Annotated in this window: 25 protein-coding genes and 1 tRNA gene; 14 read left to right on the top strand and 12 right to left on the bottom strand. The window is 63.2% G+C overall.

The genetic code is table 11. From position 1 onward, the window contains the following. Positions 1 to 55: 55 nt before the first annotated feature. Both AC0GNO_RS07965 and cysM read right to left on the bottom strand, forming a co-directional pair. A complete protein-coding gene (locus AC0GNO_RS07965; RefSeq protein WP_472887568.1) occupies positions 56 to 616 on the bottom strand; it encodes an NUDIX domain-containing protein in 561 nt (186 codons plus the stop codon). A 4-nt stretch (positions 617 to 620) separates the two neighbouring features. Continuing rightward, positions 621 to 1523, bottom strand: a complete 903-nt coding sequence (gene cysM, locus AC0GNO_RS07960) for a cysteine synthase CysM (RefSeq protein WP_472903620.1) — start codon at positions 1521 to 1523, stop codon at positions 621 to 623. A gap of 39 nt (positions 1524 to 1562) precedes the next feature. Here cysM and AC0GNO_RS07955 point away from each other — a divergent pair. From AC0GNO_RS07955 to AC0GNO_RS07910, 10 genes are all read left to right on the top strand, one after another. Continuing rightward, positions 1563 to 1647, top strand: a tRNA-Leu gene (locus AC0GNO_RS07955). 176 nt (positions 1648 to 1823) lie between these two features. Further along, positions 1824 to 3047, top strand: coding sequence for a tyrosine-type recombinase/integrase (locus AC0GNO_RS07950; protein WP_472903619.1), 1224 nt, complete (start codon positions 1824 to 1826; stop codon positions 3045 to 3047). Between the two features lie 91 nt (positions 3048 to 3138). Then, a complete protein-coding gene (locus AC0GNO_RS07945; RefSeq protein WP_472903618.1) occupies positions 3139 to 3741 on the top strand; it encodes a hypothetical protein in 603 nt (200 codons plus the stop codon). Between the two features lie 75 nt (positions 3742 to 3816). After that, entirely contained in the window at positions 3817 to 4116 is a 300-nt protein-coding gene (locus tag AC0GNO_RS07940) for a helix-turn-helix transcriptional regulator (protein ID WP_472903617.1), read from the top strand. A 9-nt stretch (positions 4117 to 4125) separates the two neighbouring features. Next, positions 4126 to 4404, top strand: coding sequence for a hypothetical protein (locus AC0GNO_RS07935; RefSeq protein WP_472903616.1), 279 nt, complete (start codon positions 4126 to 4128; stop codon positions 4402 to 4404). Beyond that, a complete protein-coding gene (locus AC0GNO_RS07930) occupies positions 4401 to 6869 on the top strand; it encodes a DUF3987 domain-containing protein (RefSeq protein WP_472903615.1) in 2469 nt (822 codons plus the stop codon). The genes AC0GNO_RS07935 and AC0GNO_RS07930 overlap by 4 nt, the downstream gene beginning before the upstream one ends. Beyond that, entirely contained in the window at positions 6866 to 7360 is a 495-nt protein-coding gene (locus tag AC0GNO_RS07925; RefSeq protein ID WP_472903614.1) for a hypothetical protein, read from the top strand. The genes AC0GNO_RS07930 and AC0GNO_RS07925 overlap by 4 nt, the downstream gene beginning before the upstream one ends. Positions 7361 to 7421: 61 nt before the next feature. Next, complete coding sequence (locus AC0GNO_RS07920) at positions 7422 to 8066, top strand: hypothetical protein (RefSeq protein WP_472903613.1); 645 nt, start codon at positions 7422 to 7424, stop codon at positions 8064 to 8066. 222 nt (positions 8067 to 8288) lie between these two features. After that, positions 8289 to 8543, top strand: coding sequence for a hypothetical protein (locus AC0GNO_RS07915; protein ID WP_472903612.1), 255 nt, complete (start codon positions 8289 to 8291; stop codon positions 8541 to 8543). Between the two features lie 20 nt (positions 8544 to 8563). Beyond that, positions 8564 to 8695 (top strand): hypothetical protein, encoded by a 132-nt coding sequence (locus AC0GNO_RS07910; protein WP_472903611.1) that lies wholly within the window; start codon positions 8564 to 8566, stop codon positions 8693 to 8695. A gap of 14 nt (positions 8696 to 8709) precedes the next feature. Here AC0GNO_RS07910 and AC0GNO_RS07905 read toward each other — a convergent pair whose 3' ends face one another. From AC0GNO_RS07905 to AC0GNO_RS07895, 3 genes are all read right to left on the bottom strand, one after another. Beyond that, positions 8710 to 10158, bottom strand: coding sequence for a GIY-YIG nuclease family protein (locus tag AC0GNO_RS07905; protein WP_472903610.1), 1449 nt, complete (start codon positions 10156 to 10158; stop codon positions 8710 to 8712). 320 nt (positions 10159 to 10478) lie between these two features. Next, positions 10479 to 10739, bottom strand: coding sequence for a hypothetical protein (locus AC0GNO_RS07900; RefSeq protein ID WP_472903609.1), 261 nt, complete (start codon positions 10737 to 10739; stop codon positions 10479 to 10481). 318 nt (positions 10740 to 11057) lie between these two features. Continuing rightward, a complete protein-coding gene (locus AC0GNO_RS07895; protein WP_472903608.1) occupies positions 11058 to 11804 on the bottom strand; it encodes a glycoside hydrolase family 24 protein in 747 nt (248 codons plus the stop codon). A gap of 122 nt (positions 11805 to 11926) precedes the next feature. Here AC0GNO_RS07895 and AC0GNO_RS07890 point away from each other — a divergent pair, with 122 nt between their 5' ends. Further along, positions 11927 to 12901 (top strand): calcium/sodium antiporter, encoded by a 975-nt coding sequence (locus AC0GNO_RS07890; RefSeq protein WP_472903607.1) that lies wholly within the window; start codon positions 11927 to 11929, stop codon positions 12899 to 12901. Here AC0GNO_RS07890 and AC0GNO_RS07885 read toward each other — a convergent pair whose 3' ends face one another. After that, positions 12902 to 13822 (bottom strand): SDR family oxidoreductase, encoded by a 921-nt coding sequence (locus AC0GNO_RS07885; protein ID WP_472903606.1) that lies wholly within the window; start codon positions 13820 to 13822, stop codon positions 12902 to 12904. A gap of 82 nt (positions 13823 to 13904) precedes the next feature. Between AC0GNO_RS07885 and AC0GNO_RS07880 the strand changes: the two genes are divergently transcribed. After that, complete coding sequence (locus AC0GNO_RS07880; RefSeq protein ID WP_472903605.1) at positions 13905 to 14936, top strand: CDP-6-deoxy-delta-3,4-glucoseen reductase; 1032 nt, start codon at positions 13905 to 13907, stop codon at positions 14934 to 14936. Between the two features lie 46 nt (positions 14937 to 14982). Continuing rightward, on the top strand, positions 14983 to 15957 hold the full coding sequence (locus AC0GNO_RS07875) for a Bug family tripartite tricarboxylate transporter substrate binding protein (protein ID WP_472903604.1): 975 nt from the start codon (positions 14983 to 14985) through the stop codon (positions 15955 to 15957). Positions 15958 to 16004: 47 nt separating this feature from the next. Here AC0GNO_RS07875 and AC0GNO_RS07870 read toward each other — a convergent pair whose 3' ends face one another. From AC0GNO_RS07870 to AC0GNO_RS07845, 6 genes are all read right to left on the bottom strand, one after another. Then, the gene (locus tag AC0GNO_RS07870) at positions 16005 to 16610 is read right to left on the bottom strand and encodes a hypothetical protein (RefSeq protein WP_472903603.1); all 606 of its coding nucleotides are present in this window, start codon (positions 16608 to 16610) and stop codon (positions 16005 to 16007) included. 154 nt (positions 16611 to 16764) lie between these two features. Further along, a complete protein-coding gene (locus AC0GNO_RS07865) occupies positions 16765 to 17376 on the bottom strand; it encodes an SCO family protein (RefSeq protein ID WP_472903602.1) in 612 nt (203 codons plus the stop codon). A 14-nt stretch (positions 17377 to 17390) separates the two neighbouring features. Then, a complete protein-coding gene (gene cyoE / locus AC0GNO_RS07860; RefSeq protein WP_472903601.1) occupies positions 17391 to 18299 on the bottom strand; it encodes a heme o synthase in 909 nt (302 codons plus the stop codon). Beyond that, positions 18299 to 19450: a COX15/CtaA family protein gene (locus tag AC0GNO_RS07855; RefSeq protein WP_472903600.1), complete on the bottom strand. Its 1152-nt coding sequence runs from the start codon at positions 19448 to 19450 to the stop codon at positions 18299 to 18301. Before AC0GNO_RS07855 ends, cyoE begins: the two co-directional genes overlap by 1 nt. 156 nt (positions 19451 to 19606) lie before the next feature. Next, positions 19607 to 20281: an SCO family protein gene (locus tag AC0GNO_RS07850; RefSeq protein ID WP_472903599.1), complete on the bottom strand. Its 675-nt coding sequence runs from the start codon at positions 20279 to 20281 to the stop codon at positions 19607 to 19609. Further along, positions 20262 to 21002 (bottom strand): SURF1 family protein, encoded by a 741-nt coding sequence (locus AC0GNO_RS07845; RefSeq protein WP_472887580.1) that lies wholly within the window; start codon positions 21000 to 21002, stop codon positions 20262 to 20264. The genes AC0GNO_RS07850 and AC0GNO_RS07845 overlap by 20 nt, the downstream gene beginning before the upstream one ends. 45 nt (positions 21003 to 21047) lie before the next feature. On the opposite strand from AC0GNO_RS07845, the gene AC0GNO_RS07840 reads away from it, so the two are divergent. After that, on the top strand, positions 21048 to 21293 hold the full coding sequence (locus AC0GNO_RS07840; RefSeq protein ID WP_472887581.1) for a twin transmembrane helix small protein: 246 nt from the start codon (positions 21048 to 21050) through the stop codon (positions 21291 to 21293). Positions 21294 to 21318: the final 25 nt, after the last annotated feature.

Genomic DNA, 21318 nt, shown 5'->3' with positions numbered 1-21318 from the left:
GGATGTCCAGCCAATCCGCGGCCAGGTGGCCGTGGACCCCAACGGGCAACGGGTGTCAGAGCGACTTGGCAGCGTTCGCCTGATGGGGGTCTGAGGGCAGCGTTTCCATGAACACCGGTTCGATGCCCTTGCCTCGCAACCAGTCGGCCAGGGCCAGCCCGGTACCCGCGCGCCAGCACTTCAGCTGTGCCGGCGCCAGCAGCTTGTATTCGACCAGTTCGGGCGAAAGCCGGATCTCGCCGGTGGCTTGCGCGTGGTAGGTGATGATGATCTGGTTCATGCGCTGGAAGTCGTGCACACCCACCAGCTGCAGCGCCGTCACCTCCAGCGCGGTTTCTTCGGCAATCTCCCGCCGGATACCTTCTTCGGGCGTCTCACCCGCTTCCATGAATCCGGTGATCAGACCGAACATGCGGTTCTGCCAGGCCGCGTTGCGCGCGAGCAGAACCCGCTCACCGACCTGAACGATGGCCGCGAGCACGGGCGTGGGGTTGTTCCAGTGCGTGAAGTCGCAGGCCTGGCAACGCAGCCGCTCCTTGAAACCGCCGTCCTCCTCGGCGCCCGTGAGCGTCAGCGGCGTGGCGCAGCAGGGGCAGAAACGGTACTCGGCGCTCACCTGTTCAGGCCGGGAACACGCCGGTGGACAGGTAGCGGTCGCCGCGGTCACAAACGACGAAGACGATGGTGGCGTTTTCCACCTGCTGCGCAATCTGCAGGGCGACCCAGCAGGCTCCTGCCGCCGAGATGCCTCCAAAAATGCCCTCTTCGCGCGCCAGGCGGCGGCACATGTCTTCGGCATCACCCTGGCTCACGTACACCAGCTCGTCCACATGGCTGGGGTCGTAAATTTTCGGCAGGTATTCGGTGGGCCATTTGCGGATGCCGGGGATGCGCGAGCCTTCGCTGGGCTGGGCACCCACGATGCGGATGGCCGGGTTCTTTTCCTTGAGAAAGCGCGACACGCCAGTGATGGTGCCGGTGGTGCCCATGGCGCTCACGAAATGGGTGATGCGTCCGCCGGTCTGCTCCCAGAGCTCGGGGCCGGTGGTCTCGTAGTGGATGCGTGGGTTGTCGGCGTTCGCGAACTGGTCCAGCATGCGGCCCTTGCCTTCGCCTTGCATCTTTTCGGCCAGATCGCGGGCGTACTCCATGCCGCCGCTCTTGGGCGTGAGGATGAGCTCGGCGCCAAAGGCCTTCATGGTCTGCGCACGTTCAATCGAGAGGTCCTCCGGCATGATCAGCACCATGCGGTAACCCTTGATGGCCGCGGCCATGGCCAGCGCAATGCCGGTGTTGCCCGAGGTGGCTTCGATCAGCGTGTCGCCGGGCTTGATCTCGCCGCGCTCCTCGGCGCGCCGGATCATGGACACCGCCGGCCGGTCCTTGACGGAGCCCGCCGGGTTGTTGCCCTCCAGCTTGCCCAGAATGACGTTGCCCCGAGCCTGGTTGTCCGCCGCACCGATGCGCTGCAGCGCCACCAGCGGCGTGTTACCGATGGCGTCTTCAATGGTTGGGTAGTTCATGGGCCCCACTGTGCCATAATTTCTGTCTCCCAGATTCCAGCCCGGGTGGTGAAATTGGTAGACGCAGGGGACTCAAAATCCCCCGCCGCAAGGCGTGCCGGTTCGATTCCGGCCCCGGGCACCACGTACTAGAGTCAGACGGCCTCACAAAGCCTCAAGAACCCGCACGCTTCCTAGCGTCGCGGGTTTTTTCTTGTCTCACCAGCTATCGCCTCGTAACATGACATACCAACAAAACGTTGGTATCTATGTCGGTATCTGGAAATGCCAGCACCAGAGATACCAACAAAAGGGGCATCCATGGCGCTGACAGATACCTTCGTGAAAAACATCAAGCCCAACGGCACAACGGTGGGCGAAAAGCACGCCGACGGACAGGGGCTGTATCTGCATGTCAAGGAAGCCGGAAAGTACTGGCGCATGAGCTACAGGTTCCTGGGCAAGCAAAGGACGCTGGCGCTGGGTGTATATCCGGCGGTGTCGCTTGCCAAAGCCCGCCAGAGGCGTGACAAGGCACGGGAACTGCTGGCCGATGGGATCGACCCCATGGAAGCCAAGCGTCAGGAAAAACTAACCAAGGCGGCAGAGGCTGCAAACACCTTTGAAGCGGTGGCACGCGACTGGCTGAAGAAGACGGCGGCTGATCGGATGGCCAGCACCACCAGGAAAATTGAAAAGTGGCTGGCCCATGACGTTTACCCGTACCTTGGAGCCATGCCAATATCGACCATTGGCCCGCGTGACGTGCTGGCCACTTTGCGACACATGGAAGCTCGGGGCGCACTAGAGAGCGTGCAGCGCGTCAAGCAACACATTGGGCAGGTGTTTCGCTACGCCATAGCCACCGGCAGCGCAGAGCGCGACCCAACACCCGACCTGAAAGGCGCGCTGACAAGGGCCGCGCCCAAACACTATGCAGCCATCACAGAACCCAAAAAGGCGGGTGAACTGCTGCGCTCCATATTCGCTTACAGCGGGCACCCCTACACAGTGGCAGCGCTCAAGTTGTCACCACTGGTGTTTGTGCGACCCGGTGAACTGCGCACAGCCGAATGGGTAGAAATGGACTTGGACGCGGCAGAGTGGCGCATACCGGGCAGCAAGATGAAGATGAAGACCGACCACATTGTTCCGCTGTCTACCCAGGCGGTGGCAATTCTGCGCAGCCTGCAACCCCTCACAGGCCATGGGCGGTATGTGTTCCCCGGCTTGCGCACCGGTGAACGGCCGATGTCTGAAAACACCATCAACGGGGCTTTGCGCGCCATGGGGTATGCGCAAGATGTTCACAGCGCCCACGGGTTCCGAGCCATGGCACGCACGATCATGGATGAGCTGCTGAGTGAGCGGGTGGATCTGATCGAACACCAATTGGCCCACGCGGTGAAAGACCCCAATGGACGGGCCTACAACCGCACGGCGCACCTGCCTGCACGGCGAGACATGATGCAGCGCTGGTCGGACTATCTGGACAAGCTGCGCATCGGTGCAGAAGTAATCCCGCTGCGCGCAGCACAGAAGTAAAACCGTTTTGCCAGCACTAGACTGATCCCCGAAAACCCGTTTCCCTGACGGGCTGCGCTGGTCCTTTGTCAGGGGCGAAAACAGGGAAAGCATGGAACGTAAGCGAATATCCATCCCAAGCAGAGAAGAGTGTGCACTTAGGGCGTTGGCGAACGACGAAAACGGCGCTGACTATGACGCGTTGGTAACGCTTGCGGGGCTGGTATTGGATGGTGAAAAAATTGACCCAGATTTTCAGAAAGTGGTGAACGCCATAGTCACCCAAGCGCTACTTTTGGACCGTCTTCCACCAAAGAAAAAAGGGCGCCCCAAAGACAAGGACAAAACTACTGGGTTCAGCATCGCAAACCATTACTACACACTCCTGGATGCCGGGGTTAGCTACGCGGACGCTGTGGCACAAGTCGCGGCCGCTTTCCATAAGGACGAGCGGCACATCATGCGACTGGTGAAGGAGAACAAGGTATTTGTTGGAATGACAAGAGATGAGCGCGAGAAACAACGTGAGTGGTGGCGACTTTGCGCCAGGATGAGCGAGGAGGTGATTGCCAGTGGCGGCGAACCTGCCGACCAACGAATGCTGAAAGTGTATGAAGCGGCAGTCGCTAGAAATTTTGAGCGTGACCTAATCACAGAACTGGACGAGATGATTGAGGAGGTGGTGAATCGGCGAGCACCAACTGACACGAAATAAACGTGATTTTTCGCCAGTGACCAACGCCTGATAGTCAGAGACATTCGAGCCGTCAACTTCATAGGACGGCACGAAATGTCACAGAAACCCGTATCACTCAAAACGCCGATTGCATCCAGCATCCCTGCGCAACAACCAGCACAGACGATCCCATCATTCGACAAGCTCCCAGATAGCGCGTTTATCCGCGAGTCGCAACTGGTGCAAAGCCCCAAGCGGCCAGAGATACCGGCACCACTGCCCTTCAGTGCTCCAACCCTCTGGCGCAAGGTGAAGGCGGGCACCTTCCCAAAACCTGTCAAATTGTCCGAGCGTGTCACCGCTTGGAATGTCGGCACCGTGCGTGCTTGGATGGAAGCGCAGGCCACGGCGTAAGGGGTGGACATGGCAATCACCACCACCCCAAAAGAAAAGGCCGCCGGGGGCTTCCACACCACCACGGCGACCGCGATCAACGAGTTGGATTTTCCCACGGCGGAACGTAACGACAAAGCGTTTTCCACTTTGCGGGCGGCCTTTGCTTTGCGCGGCCACACCCTGCACCGCACGGAACCGACCAACGGGCCGGTGACGTATTGGTCTGAATGCTGGGGGCTGGTGCGTTACCTGCCCACCATTGGCACGGCACGGCAGTTTCTGGAGCAGATCGGGGGGCGGCTGTGATCGTCCTTTCAGACCCCACCGAACATTTCCGAAGCGCGATCCAAGCCGCTGGCCTGACGCCACCAGATGAAATCCAAGGCAACGGCGCGCTGCACCGGTTCAGCACGAACGGCAAAGCCAAAGACGATTCCGGCTGGTATGTGCTGCATGGAGACGGCATCCCTGCCGGTGCCTTTGGTTGCTGGCGTGAGGGCTTCACACAGCAATGGTGCGGCAAGTCCACCGACACCATGACCCAAGCCGAACGCGAGGCCCATCGGCAGCGGGTCGAGGCCATGCGACAACAACGCGAAGCGGACACCGCACAGCGCCAGCAACAGGCGGCAATGAAAGCTGCAGCACGTTGGCAGGCTGCAAGACCTGCAACGACCCACCCCTACCTGACAGCCAAAGGAGTGCATACCTACGGTGTGAAGACCGAAGGCGAGGCACTGCTGATCCCCATGCGCGACGTGTTGGGCACGCTTCACAGCCTGCAAGTGATCGACCCCGAAGGTGGCAAGCGCTTTCAACCCGGTGGACGGGTGAAGGGCTGTTATCACGCCATCGGCAAGCCTGACGGCGTGCTGATCGTGTGTGAGGGCTACGCCACGGGCGCAAGCATCCATGCAGCCACGGGGCATGCGGTGGCGGTGGCTTTCAATGCGGGGAACCTGCGAGCGGTGGCCGAAGCCTTGCATGGCAAATACCCGGCGCTGCGGCTGATCCTAGCCGCTGATGACGATTGGAAGACCGAGGGCAACCCCGGTGTGACCAAGGCGACAGAAGCGGCGCGAGCGGTGGGCGGCTGGCTGGCCGTTCCTGAATTTCCGGCAGAGCGCGGCGACAAGGATACGGACTTCAATGACCTGCACCGGCTGGCCGGAATGCAAGCGGTGACGGCTGGCATTGAAGTTGCCAAAAGTTTCCAAAAGCTGACCAGCCTGGAGGCCGATTTTTCTGGTCTGGACACCGTTGGTGAAAACGCGGCATGGCCCGATCCGACACCGCTGCCCGATGCCTTGCCGGCGGTGCAGGCGTTCGACCTGGACCTGTTGCCCGAGGCTTTGCGCGGCTGGGTGGCGGACATTGCCCACCGGATGCAGTGCCCCCCAGACTTCACGGCGGTGGGGGCTGTGGTGGCCTTGTCCAGCTTGATCGGTGCGCGGGCTGTGGTGGCACCGAAGGCACGGGACGATTGGCGCGTGGTGCCGAACCTGTGGGGCTTGATCGTGGGCAGGCCGGGCGTGATGAAGTCCCCGGCCTTGTCCGAGGTGTTGAAGCCCCTGCACCGGCTCGAAGCGAACGAGCGGGAACAGTGGCAAGCGGCGCATGAAGCCTGGGAACTCGATAGCAAGGTGGCGGAACTGGCCGGAAGGCACAACGAGAGACAGGCGACATCGGTGGCGGCAAAAGAACCAGCCAAGGCGCGGGCGATGTTGCAGCCGGTGGACGCCCCAGTCGAACCCACGATGCGGCGCTATCTGGTCAACGATGCCACCGTGGAAAAGTTGGGTGAACTGCTGACGGTGAACCCTTGGGGCGTGCTGGTGTACCGCGATGAACTCCACGGCTTGCTATGCAGCATGGACAGGCAAGGACAGGAAGGCGCACGCGGCTTCTACCTGACGGGCTATGACGGCAACCAAGGCCATGCGGTTGACCGCATCGGGCGCGGCGAATCCTACATTTCGCTGGTGTGTCTGGCGATGTTGGGCGGAATGCAACCCGGCAAACTGCAGAGCTATGTGCGCGAGGCGGTGGCGGGTGGTGCGGGTGACGATGGCCTGTTGCAGCGGTTTGGGTTGGCCGTGTGGCCCGATGTGAACCAGAAGTTCGTCTATGTGGACCAATGGCCTGACACCCCGGCGAAACAGGCAGCATGGGCTGTGTTTGAGCGCCTGAACCAACTGCAACCCGCGACCGACACCGACCCTCATGAATGGCGGTTCACCCCTGAGGCGCAAGCCATGTTTGAGGAATGGCTGATCCCGTTTGAAACCGAGATCCGAGGCGATGAACTGCATCCGGCGTTGGTGTCCCACCTGAGCAAGTACCGCAAGCTGATTCCAGCTCTGGCGCTGATCTTCGCCTTGGTGGATACCCCGGACAGCGGCGGCCTGATCCATAGGCGTGAACTGATCCGGGCGTTGACCTGGGGGGACTACCTGCGAACCCATGCCGAGCGCATCTATGCGGCGGCGGTGATCCCGGAAACCGCTGGGGCCAAACAACTGCTGGACAAAATCAAGGCGGGCAAGCTGTGTGACGGCGACGGCGTGCTGTTGGATGCATTCACACCCCGACTGGTGGCCGTGAAGGGTTGGACGGGATTGGGAACACCGGACGCGGTGCGCAAGGCGGCGGACTTGCTGGCCGACTACGGCTGGCTGGTGCGCGAAGTGGCGCCATCCGGGGCGAAGGGTGGCAGACCTAGCGACCGCTACCTGATTCACCCCATGCTGATGAATGGGGGTGGTGCATGAGCTGGCTGGCACGCTTAAAAACCGAAATAGCCCCTGACCATCAGGCTACGAAACCTACAAAACCCCAGCAACGGGATCAGGGGGCTGGTTCCGTAGGTTTCGTAGGGTGCCCCCCGGCACCTTTCCAGAAAATCGAGGCCACCAAGGCAGCGGCAAACGACAAACACACCGAAGCGGCTGCGGAACCCGACCGCTGCTGCTGGCCGCACAGCGAGGCCATGAACGGGCAGGAAATCGACACCTTCACGGCGCGGCTTTCTCGCTTCACCGAGAAGGGTCTGTCCCTGACCGATGCAGAGCAACAGGCAGACCGGCTGGTGATCCGGGATCGTGAGGGCGACAACCGCCGACTATGCATAGAGTGTGCCCACCTTCACGGTGCTGGCCGGTGGCGCTGCGGAAACTGGCATCGGGCGGAGACCGGCGGCACATTGATACAGGAGGAGTTGGTGTTCATGCTGCAACGCTGCAACGGCTTCAAACCGAGTTAGCGGGCCAACGGGCAGCAAGGGCAAGTCAGGAGCATGAAATGGTCAGCAACAAACTTGCCTGTTGATTTCGGATAAACAGAAAGGGAAAAACATGGGTGGACTTTACAGCGGAAGGCGCGACGGCATGCCGTGCACGGACGACAAACGGTCTCTGGACATCCGGCGACTGCACTGCGCCGGAATGCTGCAGCAAGGCAACGCATTCGGGTGGCACTGGACGCGCCACGGTGAAAAAGTTGCTTCGATCAACATCGTCGTTGCAGATGATTTCGTGGCGCTGAGCTACCGCCAGAGTTGGCGCGGTGGTGAATGGAAGGACTGCCTCAACACGGTGCGGCTTGACTGGACGCCCTGTCATTTCGGTGGCAAGCGACCATGGTGGCTTTGTCCGGCCGCTGGGTGTGGGCGACGGGTGGCGGTGCTCTACAGCGGCAACGGCCTGTATGCGTGTCGTCACTGTTTCGGGCTGGCATACCGCAGTCAGAGAGAAACCGATGGGGACTTGGCCGTCAGGCGAGCGAACAAAGTCCGGGATCGATTGGGGTGGGCGCGAGGCATCCTGAACATGCCAGAAGGGCGACCCAAAGGCATGCACTGGACCACTTACCTGCACTTGCTTGATGAACACACGACGCACTCCACGAGGGCACTGGCCGGGTTTGGGCGATATTTGCAAGCCACCGGAAAGCAACTCCGTCGTTCGTAGCGACGGGCTCCTGAAAATGGGATAGTCTCCAACTCCAGATATTCAGTGATGGCAAGAGAGGAGGAGGGAGCGTGAAGTCATTTTCAAACAGCATTGTTCTTGCTGGGTTGTGTTTCCTAAGCCCGGGTGCGTTGGCTGGCAACTTCGCTGAGTGCATTCTTGACAACATGCCAGGAGCATCAAACGGGGCCACCAGCGCTGCGATCTTTCAGTCCTGCGGCCATGAGTACCAAGACAGATATTCCGGTGTCGTTAGAGGTTCGGGCAAAGGTCTATTCGGCTACAAAGACGGTAATGCGTGCATCGTCAAACTGGCCAAGGAAACCGTCTTCCAGCCAGCAGCATCTGCTATCGCTGTCGCATGCAGATGTCTCTATGACGATCCACAGTTTCGTGGACAGACCTGCGCAGACTTTTTCCAGCAACTTAACAACAGATAGTTCAACGGCAGAAATGGTTGCGACACCGAAAATCTGATGTCCTTCATGGAGGGTGGAATGGACAAACCCAACGTACCCTCAAGCAAGACCACGCCGAAGTCGCCAAGCCCGCAAGCATTCGCAATTCTGGCGAAGATGGCCGCTGCAAAACGGGAGCGGTTGAAGGTGGAGAGCGCCAAAACGTCCTGACTGCGCCAAGGTAGTCAGGTGCCAGGCGTAGAGAGGCTGTCCTTCAACGCCCTTGATATTTGCTCTAGCGGCCCCCTGATGTAGGACCGTGAACCTTTCAGTTTCCATGCGGACATCGCTCGCCACCCCATGGTCCTGGAGGCAGTCGTATTCGACACCGGCAGGGCGAACACCACGGTGTAGAAGCCGATCTGCGGTGTAGCCAGCCTCTGCCCTTCGTTCAGTTCCTTCAACGCCGTATTGGGGTGACTTGAGGTTGCTCCAAAGAGGTAGGTGTCAGCGTAGTGGAATTGACATCTTGCGAGGTACACCCATCCCTTGGCGCGCGCGACCCCATGGTGGTTGTACCAAGGGACGCGTCCTGGCCACGAAGGGAACTGCCCGGGATCGAGGTCGCGATAGATTCGGTTCAACTCATCTGGTTGGCCCCGGATGAAATCTGCCACTGCGGTCATGGCACGTCGCAAATATTCATGATCTGCAATGAAGAATTCCCTGCCTTGCACAGGTCGCAGATCGTTCAAGACCTTGAACAACACCTGCTCAGCCCCGTAGGCATCGACCACCTCAACGACATCAAGGAGATCGAATTTGCCAATGTCCTTGTGTTGGGCATGTAGCGTGTTTAGTTCGTCAACCCGTTTGGTTGGGTGACGGATTGTTTGCCCGACTTTGAAGAGGCCTTCCCAGTGTTCGGGGTTTCGAGCGAGGTAGAGGTACCCACGCAGTCCAGCATTCCGCTGGTAGTCCTCAGGCTTGAGAATGGCTGGAACAGGTCGAGGTGAATTCGGCGCTTGAGTCCGATCAGGTCGCCGCCTGATGGGTGGCGGTTCCCATGCTGGCCCCATTGGCATGTTTGGGGGGCTGGTGTCTGCAGTGAATGTGAACGCCTCAACGGGGGCTGAGCGCGGACTCGTATTGAATTGCTCGGGCTGATACTGCGCCAACGGGTCGAAGGGGGCCTGTGACTTTTCAGGAATGCCTGTCTTCCCTCTGGTGTCATGGAGGGGCGCAGCCGCAGGGCGTGTGGGGGGGGCGGTGAACTGAAAAATTCGCCTATCGGGAGTTGCTTGGTGCGTAGCCTTTTCAGGCTCATCACGCCTCGCGGGCACACGGAGGAACCTCTGCCTTTTCCATTCTGGTTCTGGTGCTGTTCCCATTGCCTCGGGACGCTCGTCTGGCGCGGGGGCATCGGTTGACGCATCGACTTGCGGCTTTTGCTTGATGCCACCCCTTGGATCATCGCTATCGCATTGCTCCCCTGTCGGCAGTGCTTGTGTAGATCGTTCTGGGTGACGGTTTCCCTTTTCCGTTGGCGCCCTCCTGCTGTATCGAAGCATCATGAAGTCGGCTGTGCACACCGTGATGGCAAGTGCGACCACCAGACCCAACGGCAGGCCTACGCCGTACAGAAAGGCAGAGCCGCCAAGACAAAGCAAGACCAGCAGCACCGATTCGCGCATCACTATCCCCCTGAATGTTTGTGCGCTTCATTGTCCACGGGCGGTCTGTGCCGGGGTCAAAAAAAAACCGGCAACATGGCCGGGGCAGAACACAATGACGGTGCCGACTCAGAGAGATAAGCCGGGCGCACATCGACAACATGGGCAACTCGGTGAAGAACCCGGATGTGCTTATCAACAAGCGTACGGGCCAGCCAGGGTGGGCAGCAGGCGCAAGCATCGCAGACGGGGCCAAAGCAAATATCAAGTAAGGCCGACTACGACGCGCTACCCAAAGGGGCTTCCTCCATCAGCCCTGACGGCATTCAGCGGACAAAGAGCTAATTGCCAACCGGCTTATCGTTCTTCCACCACTCAGTATCAGCAGGCGGCTTTGTGCCGCCTTCGCTGTTCATGGCACCAGCAATCCCCATGATCGCCAGCACTGCAACAGGAAGCAGGACCGCCGCAGCGATCAGCTTGCCTTTGCCTTGAGACTTCGCGCCAGCCCACAGGAGCGAGCCGACGAAGTAGACGAAAGCGCCTAGAGCCGCCAGCAAGGCGATGGCGATTACCCAATGGACCGGGCTGAATGTTCCCATGGTGACCTCCTGTTTTTCGGCAGTCTAGCAGTGGCGCACTCGGTAGAATGAACATTGACTCGGTTCTGTCGAAGTAATGGCACTTGGACGAAGTTCGTTGAACAACGCACCCAAGATGAAGACAAGATCCCCAGGACAGCCAAGGACAGCCAAGGCCAGACCCAAAACTTGGATCGCTCGCACCGTGTGATTCATGCAACAAGGCGGCATCATGAAAAATGACGGTACTTTTGTCGGTACTTTCTAAAACCTTCGATGAAATCTCTAGGTTTTATGCGGGTTACAGGCTGATTTTAGATTCCGGCCCCGGCACCACACTCAAGGCCGCACAGTTTTCGCTGTGCGGCCTTTTTGTTTTTCAGCGGCCTGCTCCGCCGCATCCGTCCCTGCACGGGCCAGTTCTTCCTTCAGCACCTGCTGGTAGATGCGCGGCAGCTGGCGGCTCATGCTGTTGGTTTCGATGCCATAGCCCAGGCTGGTCCAGGTGCCGGAGAGCCGCCGCAACACCGGCTGCACCCGCCCCTGCCGCAACTGGGCCGACAGGTTGCCCCAGCGTGCTTCGGACAGCCAGGCGTGCACCACCATGTCCTGATGCACGGGCGCAAAACTCAGCCCGGTGGCATCCAGGGGATCGTCGGTGCGTTGCGGGTGGTTGCGTGCGGCCAGTTCGAGCCAGGTGCTGTAGAGCAGCTGGTACCGCCCGGCGGCGGTGGAGCAGTTGCCCCGGTTGGGCCCCTGCCCGATGGGTTCGCAACGGTTGGGGTGCATATCCAGCGTCCACACATAGCCGTGCCCGTACAACACGTGGTAAGGCCGCAGCACGTTGGACTCACTGGCCGAAATGGTGCGCATCAAGGCACGCAGGTAGGGATCACCCCCCGACATGACCAACGGCTGCGTGCCGGGAATGAGCAGCAGCGGCCGCCACCACCACAGCAGCAGCAGCATGAGCACCACGGCGCCCGCCGTGAGCGCCAGGCGTGACCGCAGGGGCGAGCCCCAGAAACCCGACGGCTGGACGGCAGCAGCGGGGACGTCTGGCCGATCGGGTGGCAATGAACTCATGGTGCGGGCGCAACGCGGCGGCGCTGGAGGAGCCCGCCGGACGTCATGTCCGACAGGAAGGGGGGGCGAGGATCAGCTGACACAATCCACTTCATTGTCCAACAACCCGGGCCCGACTTCCCATGCTGCTGCCTTCCCTTGCCATCCTCGCCGGATTGATACTGCTGGTCTGGAGCGCCGACCGTTTTGTGGCCGGGGCTTCGGCGACGGCCCAGCACTTTGCCGTGCCCCCACTGCTGGTCGGCATGCTGATCGTGGGCTTCGGCACCTCGGCGCCCGAGATGGTGGTGTCGGTCCTGGCGGCTTCGCAAGGCAATCCCGGGCTCGCACTGGGCAACGCCTGGGGCTCCAACATCGTCAACATGGCGCTGATCCTCGGCATCACGGCGCTGATCGCGCCGATCCTGGTGCGGTCGGTGATCCTGCGCAAGGAGCTCCCGATCCTGATGGCGGTGACCGCGCTGTCGGCGCTGCTGGTCTGGGACGGCGTGCTCTCGAGGCTCGACGCCGCGGTGCTGCTGCTGGTGTTCGGCACGCTGGTGACCTGGTCCATCGTCGAGGCCCGCAGCGGCGGCGGCGATGCCCTGGCCACCGAAACAGCCACCGAGCTGGAGGCACATCCGATGCCGATACGGCGTGCGCTCATGTGGCTGGGTCTGGGCCTGCTGTTGCTGGTGGGCAGCTCGCGCCTGCTGGTCTGGGGCGCGGTGTCGATCGCGCAGTCACTGGGCGTGAGTGACCTCATCATCGGCTTGACCGTGGTGGCCTTGGGCACCTCGTTGCCCGAACTGGCTTCCTGCGTGGCGGCGGCGCGCAAGGGGGAACACGACATCGCCCTGGGCAATGTGCTGGGGTCCGGCCTGTTCAACACGCTGGCTGTAGTCGGTCTTGCGGGTGTGATTGCCCCGATGGACATCGGCGGGGATGTGCTCACGCGCGACCTGCCGATGATGGCCGGCCTGACCGTGCTGCTCTTCGCGACGGGCTGGGGCTTCCGCGGCCCCGGGCGCATCAACCGGCTGGAGGCGCTGGTGCTGCTGGCCCTGTATGTGGGGTACACAGCCTGGCTGCTGGCCTCCATGACGCCCGGCGCCTGATCAGCTCCCCAGGCCTTCGGCCACTGTGGGATAGCGCAGGCGCAGGCCCAGTTCAGCCTTCATGCGCTGGTTGTGCAGCCGGCGCGATTCGCTCATGAAGCTCAGCAGCATCAGCGGCAACTGATCGCCTGCGGCGTTGCGCGCGATGCGCGGCGGACGGGGCAGTCCATACAGGTCGGCCGCGAGATCAAAGTAGTCACCCATCTTCAGATCGGTGTCGTCACTCACGTTGACGTTGCGCTGCGGCTGCCCGCGCCACAGCGCCAGCACGCAGGCCCGCGCCAGGTCGTCGGCGTGGATGTGGTTCGTGAAAACGTCGTCTTCAGCACACAGCACCGGCGTGCCGCGCAGCAGGCGCTCACGCGGCGTTCCGCCCTCGCGGTCGGGCGCGTAGATGCCGGGGATGCGCAGCACGCTGGTGCGCACGCCCGTGGCGCGACCGAGCCAGTGCACCCTGGCCTCGGCATCGACACGCCGCCAGGCGCGCGGCGTGCGCGGCTGAGCCGGTGTGGCCTCGCTCACCCATTGTCCCTGCCGGTCCCCGTAGACACCACTGGTGGAGCCGTACACCAGCGCCACAGGCAACGAGCGCTGCGCCAGCGCCCGCACCAGCGCCCGGGTGCGGGTATCCAGCCGCCAGTCGGACGATTCACCCGTCGGGGGCGGTGCGAGGTGCAGCACACGGGTGGCCAGCCCGGCGAGGCGCCCCAGGCTGCGGGCATCGTCCAGGTTGCCCTGCAGGGGTGTGATGCCCTGTGCACGCAGGGCATCGCTGCGTTCGGGTGTGGAGGTGAGTGCCAGCAGCCGCAACCGCCGGCCGCCACCCAGCACGCGAGCCGCTCGTTGGCCCACGTCACCACAGCCAATGATCAACACCCGCTCACGCCGGAAGCGTGCGGGCAAAGCGCCCAGAAGGCTCATGCGATTCCCAGATTTGCGACAATGATCGTTTGCTTTTGTGTCGCGACGCAACACAGCGCCCCAACCACAACACCATGCCAGTATGACATTCACCATCACCATCGAACCCAGCGGGCGCAGCTTCACTGCCGAACCCGACGAGGCCATCCTGGCCGCGGGGATCCGCCAGGGCATCGGTCTGCCGTATGGCTGCAAGGACGGCGCCTGCGGCTCGTGCAAATGCAAAGTGGTCAGCGGCCAGATCACCCATGGTCCGCACCAGGCCAAGGCCCTGAGCGCCGATGAAGAAGCCGCCGGCTATGCGCTGACCTGCTGCGGCGTGGCCCAATCGGACGTGGTGCTGGAGTCGCGCCAGGTCACCGAAGCAGGCGCCTTCCCGATCAAGAAGATGCCGGTGCGCGTGAACCGGCTGGAGCGTGCCTCGCACGACGTGATCGTGATGCACCTGCAGTTGCCCGCGTCCGACACCTTCCAGTACCACGCCGGTCAGTACATCGAATTCCTGCTGCGCGACGGCGACCGCCGCAGCTACTCCATGGCCAACGCGCCGCACACGCAGGCCGGCCAGCCGGCCATGGAGCTGCACCTTCGCCACATGCCGGGCGGCAAGTTCACCGACCACGTGTTCGGCGCCATGAAGGAGAAAGACATTCTGCGCATCGAAGGGCCCTATGGCAGCTTCTACCTGCGCGAAGACAGCGAAAAACCCGTGATCCTGCTGGCCTCGGGCACCGGCTTTGCGCCGGTCAAGGCCATCATCCAGCACATGCATTTCAAGGGCATCCACCGGCCGACCACCGTGTACTGGGGCGGGCGCCGACCGGCCGACCTCTACCACCACGACTGGTTGCTGGCCCAGGCCGCCGCGATGCCCAACCTGCACTATGTGCCGGTGATCTCCGACGCACTGCCCGAAGACGGCTGGAGCGGTCGCACGGGCTTTGTACACCTCGCGGTGCTGCAGGATTTCCCCGACCTGTCGGGCCACCAGGTCTATGCCTGCGGCGCGCCCATCGTGGTGGAGTCGGCGCGCACGCAGTACAGTGCCCAGGCGGGCCTGCCACCCGAAGAGTTCTACGCCGATTCGTTCACCAGCGCAGCCGACAAGCTGTGATCACCGCCTTCTTCCCGTTCCAACAACAACTCCCGGAGACCGCCTCATGTTGAACCGCCGCCATCTCGTCACCGCCATTTCCCTGGCCGCTTCCGCGCTGATGCTGCCTGCGCTGGGGCAAGCCCAGACCACCACGCGCATCGTCGTGCCGTTCGGTGCCGGAGGCCCGATCGACCAGACCGCGCGCGTGCTGGCCGAAGCCGTGAAAGGCTCGCTGGGCACCGTGATCGTGGAGAACCGGCCGGGCGCGGGCGGCAACATCGGCGTGAGCGCCGTGGCCAAGGCGGCGCCCGACGGCCTGACCATCGGCATCGCCACGACGGCGTCGCACGGCATCAACCCCTGGCTGTTCAGCAAGCTGCCCTATGACCCGGTGAAAGATTTCGCCCCGGTGACGCAAATGCTGCGCGTGCCCAACGTGCTGGTGATGAACGCCGATGCGGCACAGCGGCTGAACATCAACACCCTGGCCGACCTGATCCGCTACGCGAAGGCCAACCCCGCCAAGCTGAACTACGGCTCGGGGGGCAACGGCAGCGCCGGCCACCTGGCGGGCGAGATGTTCAAGAACCAGGCGGGCGTGTTCGCGGTGCACATCCCCTACAACGGCGGCAACCCGGCCCAGCTCGGCCTGCTCTCGGGCCAGGTGGATTTCAACTTCGACAACCTCGCCACGGCATCCGCCAACATCCGCGCCGGCAAGCTGAAGGCGCTGGCCGTCACCACGGCACAGCGCACGGCCAGCATGCCCGACGTGCCCACGGTGGCCGAAACCCTGCCCGGCTTCAGCATCGACACCTGGTGGGGTCTGGTGGTGCCGGCGGCCACGCCCGCCGACACGGTGCGCAAGCTCAACGCCGCCTTCACCCAGGCCCTGCAGAGCCCGGAAGTCAAGTCCCGGTTTGCGTTGCTGATGGCCGAGCCGGCACCGAGCAGCCCGGAGCAGTTCGGTCAGTTCATGAACGCCGAGCGCACCAAATACGAGCGGGTCGTCAAGCTCAGCGGCGCCAAGGTGGACTGAGTCTGATCCGGCACAGTCCGCGCCGCATGGCGCCGGCTGTGCCGCGATCAGACGGCGCCAGCAGACAGCTGCGTGCCGGTGGAGGGCTGTGACTGGAACTCGGTCAGGGCCTCGCCCAAGTCGGATGCCATGTCACCGACAAAATCTTCTGCATCGTCGTAGAAGTTGCCACCGAAGCCGCCCCCGCGCGTCGTATCGTTGTCCTTGCGTCTCACCAGCAACGATCCCGAGACCGCGTCGACGGCATCCAGTTGCACCTCCAAGGTTCCTTTCCCGATTCCGGAAAAAGCCAGTACACCCCATCGCAGAGCGCGGTTTCCGGGGTCGTATGTCACCTTGACGTTCACCAACGCCACACCTTGGGACTTGCCCGGGTCAGTCGTGAGCACCCGGTAGCCCTGATCCTCCAGCTCTTCCCTGATGATCTCCGGGAACTTGGCTTCGAGTTCCTTTTTGTGCGTCAGCCGGTTGTCATCGGGATCGGCATCTTGCAAGGTCACCGAGATGCTGGAGATATAGGTTTGTGGGTACTTCCTGCCGGCTTTCATGGCGGCTTCACGGAGCTCATCCGGATCAACACGGTGAGAGCCACACGCGGCGACGACAGACAACAGCACAACGGCACAAACGCTTTTGGCGACGGACTTGAACACGAGACGTACCTCCCCAGGCAATTTCACATTAGTTGGATCGGGCCCCATGCCTTTGCATTGGCGCCAAGGCAGTCGGACCCACGTATCCCTTTTTAGGACCGGTGGAGTATAGGGGCCATGCCCGAGCAGCTCGGCGGTGAACCGGCCGATTGGCCTATTTCAGCAGCTTCTTCACGTCATCCGCCAGCGCTTGGGCACCGCTGCCGTAGCGGTGGTAGAGACGGATGCGCCCCTGCGGGTCGTACACGTAGCTGCCCGCCGAATGGTCCATGGTGTAGCTGGTCGGGGTCTTGCCGTCGACCTTCTTGTAATAGACCTTGTAGCTCTTGGCCAGCTCGGGCAGCGCCTCGGGTGCGGCGTAGAGCGCGAGGAAGCTGGGGTCGAAGCTGGCCATGTAGGCCTTCATCACTTCGGGCGTGTCGCGCTCGGGGTCGACGCTGATGAACAGGCCCTGCAGCCGTTCGCCATCGGTGCCCAGCAGCTGCCGGGCTTGCGCCAGTTCGCCCAGCGATGTGGGACACACGTCGGGGCATTGCGTGAAACCGAAGAAGACCACCACCGCCTTGCCCTTGAAGTCGGCCAGCGTGCGGGCCTGCCCGTTGTGGTCGGTGAGCGAAAAACCGGTGGCGTAGTCGGCACCGGTGATGTCGATGCCCGAGAAACCGGTGGCGGTGGCGTCGGCGGGTTTGTCGGAGCAAGCGCCCAGGGCCAGGGTGCTGGCGCCCAGCAGCAGCATGAGACGGCGCGTGAAGGAGGCTGGGTTCATGGCAGCGGTGCGTTTCATGAAATGTAGTGATCCACCAGCAGCGCCGCAAACAGCAGCGACAGGTGGATCAGCGAAAAGCGGAAGGTCTTGCGAGCCAGGGCGTCCGAATAGTCCCGCCAGAGCACAAAGGCGTAGCCGCAGAACCCGATGCTCAAGCCCACGGCCACCACCAGGTAAAACCAGCCGCTCATGCGCATCACGAAGGGCATGAGGCAGGCGGCGAAGAGCACGAAGGTGTAGAGCAGGATCTGCAACCGGGTGAAGTCCGAACCGTGGGTCACCGGCAGCATGGGCAGGCCGGACTTGCGGTAGTCCTCGACGCGGTAGAGCGCCAGCGCCCAGAAGTGCGGCGGTGTCCAGAGGAAGATGATGAGGAAGAGGATGAGGGCCTCGGGCGCAACCACGCCGGTCATGGCGGCCCAGCCCAGCACCGGCGGCATGGCGCCCGAGGCGCCGCCGATCACGATGTTCTGCGGCGTCAGCGGCTTGAGGATCACGGTGTAGATCACCGCGTAGCCCACAAAGGTGGCGAAGGTCAGCCACATGGTGAGCGGGTTCACGAGGAAATACAGGATGGCCGAGCCCAGTGCGCACAGCACCGCCGAGAACGTGAGCGTCTGCACGTTGGAGAGCTCGCCCTTGGCGGTGGGTCGCCAGGCGGTGCGCCGCATCTTGGCGTCGATCTGCTGTTCGACCACGCAGTTGAATGCCGCGGCCGCGCCGGCCACGAGCCAGATACCCAGCGAGGCGATGGCGGCGAGCTGCACCTGCTGCCAGGACGGCACACCGGGCACGGCCAGCACCATGCCGATCAGGGCGCAGAAGACGATGAGCTGGATCACGCGCGGCTTGGTCAGCGCGTGGAACTGGCGCCAGACCGGGGTCGGCAGGGCGGAGGCGGGGGGGGTGGGCGCGGTGCTCATCAGGTCGGTCGGGAAACGTTGAATGGGGAAGCGCTCACGGTGTGCACCGCGTTGCGGGTACCGAAGAGGGCACCGGTCATGACGATCACGAGGGCTGCGGCTCCGCCGGTGTGGCCGACAGCCGCCAGCAGCGGCCAGTCGAGCACCACATTGGCCAGACCGCTGAGCAACTGCAGGCCCGCCAGCGCCAGCAGGGATCGCGCCGTGCCGCGCAGGGCCGGCACCGCCCAGAGCCGCCACGCGAGCCAGCCCAGGGCCGCCAGCACCGCGTAGGCGGTGAGGCGGTGCACGTAGTGGATGGCGGTCAGCGCAGCGAACGGAATGGCTTCGCCCGAGCGGCTCAGCCCCAGCTCGCGCCAGATCGAAAAACCTTCGCGCAGATCCATGCTGGGCCACCAGCTGCCCTGGCAGGTGGGGAACTCGCTGCAGGCCAGCACGGCGTAATTGGTGCTGACCCAGCCGCCGAGCGCGATCTGCAGCCACAACAGCGCGAACACCCCACCGAGCGCGAGGCGCGTGCCGTTGGGCAAAGTCACCGGACCGGGATGGACGGGATCGGCCTGCGTGTAGCCCACCGCCTGCGCCCGCAACAAGGCCAGCAACACCAGCCCGCCCAGCAGGTGCAGCGTGACGATGGCCGGGAACAGCTTCATGGTGACGGTGAGCGCGCCGAACGCGCCTTGCAGGCAGACCCAGACCAGCGTGAGCAGCGGCCACCAGAACGACACCGTCAGCCGCCGGCGTTCGACCCAGCTCACGCTGGCCAGCACCAGGATCAGCACGCCGACGGCGGTGGCGAGGTAACGGTGGATCATCTCGATCCAGGCCTTGGACAAGGTGACCGGCCCCGTCGGCATGGCGTCCTGGGCCGCAGCGATGGACGCATTCGCGCCCACCGGACTCACGCTGCCGTAACAGCCGGGCCAGTCGGGGCAGCCCAGGCCCGAATCGGTCAGGCGTGTGAAGGCACCAAACAGCACCAGATCGAAGGTGAGGAACAGCGTGACAAGGGTCAGCATCCGCAGGCGCTGAGCGGGCGCGGCGTGGCGGTTGCGCAGCCACACCCAGGCCAGCGGTCCGAGTGCGAGCACCACGCCCAGCAACATGATGCGGGCGATGGGGGCGAAGTCGTACAGCGGCTGGGTGTCCATGTCACTGGTTCCTGAACGGTTCGGATACAAGAGACACGCCAGCGCAGGGAAGCCACCCAGAAACACCGCGCAACCGGCTTTGCCGGGGCGCAGGTGTTGCTCCCCTCCCGCCGAAGGCGAGAGAGGGGGGTGACGCGAAGCGGCGCGGGGGGTGCTTCACGGTCTTCCAGCCTTGTCCCAGAACGCGGAGGCGCGCAGCAGGCGGTCCAGATCGCTCTTGGCCCGTTTGGGGTCCAGCGGCGCGGGGAACCGCATCATCCAGTTGCCCAGCGGATCCACCAGATACAGGTGGTCTTCCAGGCGCTGGCCCGGCGCTGGCTGCAACCATTCGGCCAGCTGCTGCGCGTCCACCTGCAGCACCTGGGCCGCGGCCGTGGCCTGGCGCAAGGGTTCGCCCAGATCGGCACCGCCCGTGCGCAGCCAGACCCAGTCCAGCCGGTCTTTCTCCTTGCCCAGGGTCTCGCGCAGCTGGCGTTGCAGATAGAGGTGTTGCTGGCAGGTCTCGTTGCAGGCGCTGTCGGCCACGCTGATGAGCAGCCACTGGTCCTTGAGCGTCGTCAGCGGTACCGCCTGCCCCTGCGCATTGATACCGGTGAACCCCGGCAGGGGGCGCTGCGGCTGGATCAGCTCGCCGTAGTTGCGGCGACCTTCCGGACGGATCACGTAATAGGTGACATACGAGGCGACCACAGGCGCTGCGCTCACGAGCAGCAGGAGCAGCATCTTCCAGCGACCCGCGCGCGTGCTGGCGGCGGCCTGGGCGCTCGCCTGGTCCAGCTGGGGCAGGCTGTGCACGGTCAGCATCAACGGTTCATCGGGCTTCTGGGCCATGGGGGGTGCGCTTTCGGCGGGGGGAAATGAATTGGAACCAGACATAGAGAACACCGGCGAGGGTGCACAGGCCAAACCACTGGAAGGCGTAACCGTGGTGTTTTTCGACACCGGCTGCGATACGCGGCCAGTCGCGCTGCAGGCCGTCATCTGCGTCACCGGTCTGCAAGACAGAGACGTCCAGCAGAGGCACGCCGAACTCCAGGGCCAGACCGGGGATGTCGACATTTTGCCGGATCGGCCCCGAGCCCGACTCACCGAGCTGGAAAAGCCTGCCCGGCGGTGGTGCCAGACGGCCTTCCAGGCGGACCTCGCCCTCAGGAGCCTCAATGGTCGGCACGCGGCTACGGTCGTTGAAGTCGCGCGCCACCCAGCCTCGCTGAACCAGCACCGCCCGGTCGCTGCCCTGGAGTCGCAGCGGCGTGATCACGAAAAAGCCCGCGCGTGCGTTCATCTGCCGGTTGTCGAGAAACAGGCTGGCGCCCTGCACCCAGTGCCCCCTCAACATCACGGGACGGTGCAGGCCAGCCTGGAGATCGGTAGCTTGCACCAGGTCGCTGGTCGACCAGGGTGCCAGCTGGCCCCTTTGATCAAGCTGTTCCTGCAGCGCGCGTTTCTGCCCGGCGCGGTCGAGCTGCCAGAAGCCCAGCGCGGCGGTCACCGCCATCGTGGCGACAGTGGCCAGCGTCACGATCCAGAAACGCGTGGACTGGGCACTCATGTCCGAGCGCCCGCGGGAATCAGAAAGAAACCGATAATTGGTTGCATGAAATACCTTGTCATCGCGGCCTTCGTCGCCATCATCGGCAGCCTGGCGGCTGCGCTGGTCTTCATGATGCGCGGCGGCGCCAGCGAAACCGGAGAAGAGGGCGAAACAGCTGCCCCACGCAAGAACCACATGGCGCGTGCACTGGCTTTCCGGGTGGGATTCTCCATCCTGCTGTTTGTCGCGGTGCTCGTCAGCTACCTGATGGGCTGGATACAGCCCACCGGCCTGCCCTTGCAGCGCTGAGCCGGATCAACGATACCGGACAAGA

Source organism: Hydrogenophaga sp. L310 (genome assembly GCF_055703065.1).
This window is presented reverse-complemented; position numbering and strand designations above follow the sequence as displayed.

What these genes read in the sequence shown, in the direction of transcription:
- cysM (WP_472903620.1), bottom strand. Translation starts at nt 1,523, where the DNA reads ATGAACTACCCAACCATTGAAGACGCCATCGGTAACACGCCGCTGGTG.
- AC0GNO_RS07950 (WP_472903619.1), top strand. Translation starts at nt 1,824, where the DNA reads ATGGCGCTGACAGATACCTTCGTGAAAAACATCAAGCCCAACGGCACA.
- AC0GNO_RS07945 (WP_472903618.1), top strand. Translation starts at nt 3,139, where the DNA reads ATGGAACGTAAGCGAATATCCATCCCAAGCAGAGAAGAGTGTGCACTT.
- AC0GNO_RS07940 (WP_472903617.1), top strand. Translation starts at nt 3,817, where the DNA reads ATGTCACAGAAACCCGTATCACTCAAAACGCCGATTGCATCCAGCATC.
- AC0GNO_RS07935 (WP_472903616.1), top strand. Translation starts at nt 4,126, where the DNA reads ATGGCAATCACCACCACCCCAAAAGAAAAGGCCGCCGGGGGCTTCCAC.
- AC0GNO_RS07925 (WP_472903614.1), top strand. Translation starts at nt 6,866, where the DNA reads ATGAGCTGGCTGGCACGCTTAAAAACCGAAATAGCCCCTGACCATCAG.
- AC0GNO_RS07915 (WP_472903612.1), top strand. Translation starts at nt 8,289, where the DNA reads ATGAGTACCAAGACAGATATTCCGGTGTCGTTAGAGGTTCGGGCAAAG.
- AC0GNO_RS07910 (WP_472903611.1), top strand. Translation starts at nt 8,564, where the DNA reads ATGGACAAACCCAACGTACCCTCAAGCAAGACCACGCCGAAGTCGCCA.
- AC0GNO_RS07905 (WP_472903610.1), bottom strand. Translation starts at nt 10,158, where the DNA reads ATGCGCGAATCGGTGCTGCTGGTCTTGCTTTGTCTTGGCGGCTCTGCC.
- AC0GNO_RS07900 (WP_472903609.1), bottom strand. Translation starts at nt 10,739, where the DNA reads ATGGGAACATTCAGCCCGGTCCATTGGGTAATCGCCATCGCCTTGCTG.
- AC0GNO_RS07895 (WP_472903608.1), bottom strand. Translation starts at nt 11,804, where the DNA reads ATGAGTTCATTGCCACCCGATCGGCCAGACGTCCCCGCTGCTGCCGTC.
- AC0GNO_RS07890 (WP_472903607.1), top strand. Translation starts at nt 11,927, where the DNA reads ATGCTGCTGCCTTCCCTTGCCATCCTCGCCGGATTGATACTGCTGGTC.
- AC0GNO_RS07885 (WP_472903606.1), bottom strand. Translation starts at nt 13,822, where the DNA reads ATGAGCCTTCTGGGCGCTTTGCCCGCACGCTTCCGGCGTGAGCGGGTG.
- AC0GNO_RS07880 (WP_472903605.1), top strand. Translation starts at nt 13,905, where the DNA reads ATGACATTCACCATCACCATCGAACCCAGCGGGCGCAGCTTCACTGCC.
- AC0GNO_RS07875 (WP_472903604.1), top strand. Translation starts at nt 14,983, where the DNA reads ATGTTGAACCGCCGCCATCTCGTCACCGCCATTTCCCTGGCCGCTTCC.
- AC0GNO_RS07865 (WP_472903602.1), bottom strand. Translation starts at nt 17,376, where the DNA reads ATGAACCCAGCCTCCTTCACGCGCCGTCTCATGCTGCTGCTGGGCGCC.
- cyoE (WP_472903601.1), bottom strand. Translation starts at nt 18,299, where the DNA reads ATGAGCACCGCGCCCACCCCCCCCGCCTCCGCCCTGCCGACCCCGGTC.
- AC0GNO_RS07855 (WP_472903600.1), bottom strand. Translation starts at nt 19,450, where the DNA reads ATGGACACCCAGCCGCTGTACGACTTCGCCCCCATCGCCCGCATCATG.
- AC0GNO_RS07850 (WP_472903599.1), bottom strand. Translation starts at nt 20,281, where the DNA reads ATGGCCCAGAAGCCCGATGAACCGTTGATGCTGACCGTGCACAGCCTG.
- AC0GNO_RS07845 (WP_472887580.1), bottom strand. Translation starts at nt 21,002, where the DNA reads ATGAGTGCCCAGTCCACGCGTTTCTGGATCGTGACGCTGGCCACTGTC.
- AC0GNO_RS07840 (WP_472887581.1), top strand. Translation starts at nt 21,048, where the DNA reads ATGAAATACCTTGTCATCGCGGCCTTCGTCGCCATCATCGGCAGCCTG.